This window comes from Streptomyces sp. UF-297, assembly GCF_058245575.1.
In genome coordinates this window covers 1-1,294 of the sequence record NZ_JBSIBZ010000220.1, presented here as the reverse complement: position 1 = coordinate 1,294, position 1,294 = coordinate 1, and the positions used below count along the sequence as shown (strand labels likewise).

Here is a 1,294-nt window from a genome sequence, read left to right as displayed (position 1 = left end):
CCCCCCCCCCCCCCCCCCCCCCCCCCCCCCCCCCCCCCCCCCCCCCCCCCCCCCCCCCCCCCGGCGGGGGCGGCGGGTCAGGGCTGTCCGGGCTGTCCGGGCTGTCCGCCGAAGCGCATGACCGCGGGTTCCGGGTCAGGCGTGTACGGGCTCCAGGGGGCGAGGCCTTCGGCGTTGGGCGAGCCGGTCGCGACGAAGGCGGCGAAGGACCTGCCCAGGGAGCGGGACAGGGCGTGGTCGGCGGCGTCGGGGTGTCCGAGCATGGGGCCGTCCGGGTACGCCGCGAACGTACCGAAGAGGAAGGGCAGTTCGGCGCAGTGCGTGGCGCCGAGGGTGTCCTCGCCGGGCGGGCGGCGATCGAAGCGGTAGACGTAGGCGGGGGTGCCCTGCTCGGCGCGCCGCTGTGCGATCCGGGCGGTACCCGAGCCGAACATGCGCTCCGTGGCGTCCCGTACGGAGGCGTCCTGCGCGGTGGGGCCTGCGGGAGCGGCGGGGAATGCCGTCATCTCGTCGGCCGTCGCGCCGATCAGCAGCCCGGTGTCGCCCAACGCTCCCTCCCTTATGGCCTGTTGGAGGTCCTGGGGCAGGAAGGCGCCGCCGAGGACCGGATACATCGGCGGGGTGATCACCCCCGGCCTGGCCCGATCCGCCGCCAGTTGCGCGTACGCGGACAGCACATCCCGCACCGGCCGTGCGCGCAGGGCCGCGCCGAGGTCCGCCGCGCCGGCCACGCCCAGGATCTCCAGGTACGCGGCGGCCGCCTCGCGGGCCTCGGCGCGGTCCTGGGGCGGCAGGCCCCACGGCCCGCTCTGGGCGATCACCCGGTGGACCAGGCCTCGGGTGTCCGGCGCGAGGGCGAGCGCCAGTGCCGAGTACGCACCCGCCGACTGCCCGCCGACGGTGAACGGCCCCGGAGCGCCGCCGAAGGCCGCGATGTTGGTGTGCACCCAGCGCAGCGCGGCGGCCTGGTCGCACAGGCCGAGGTTGTCGGCGCCGATCTGCGGCAGGTGCAGATAACCCAGCGCGCCGAGGCGGTAGTTGGCGGTGACCACCACGATGTCGCCGAGCGCGGCGAGGCGGGCGCCGTCGTACCAGTCCCAGCCGCCCGAGCCGCTGGAGAAGCCGCCGCCGTGGAACCACACGAGCACCGGCCGAGGCCGTCCGTCGGTCAGGGCCGCGGCCGGCGTCCATACGTTCAGGTTCAGACAGCCGTCCTCGGCCCAGTCCGGGGTGCGCGGGCCCATGACCCGCTCCAGCCGGGAGGGGCCCTGCGGCGGGGGGGGGGGGGGGGGGG

Annotated in this window: 1 protein-coding gene; it reads right to left on the bottom strand. The window is 77.1% G+C overall.

The window, feature by feature from the left end; translation table 11 throughout:
* Nucleotides 1-77 precede the first annotated feature (77 nt).
* Nucleotides 78-1,244: a carboxylesterase family protein gene (locus tag AC4IJH_RS43520; protein WP_490857565.1), complete on the bottom strand. Its 1,167-nt coding sequence runs from the start codon at nucleotides 1,242-1,244 to the stop codon at nucleotides 78-80.
* Nucleotides 1,245-1,294: the final 50 nt, after the last annotated feature.

What these genes read in the sequence shown, in the direction of transcription:
- AC4IJH_RS43520 (WP_490857565.1), bottom strand. Translation starts at nt 1,244, where the DNA reads ATGGGCCCGCGCACCCCGGACTGGGCCGAGGACGGCTGTCTGAACCTG.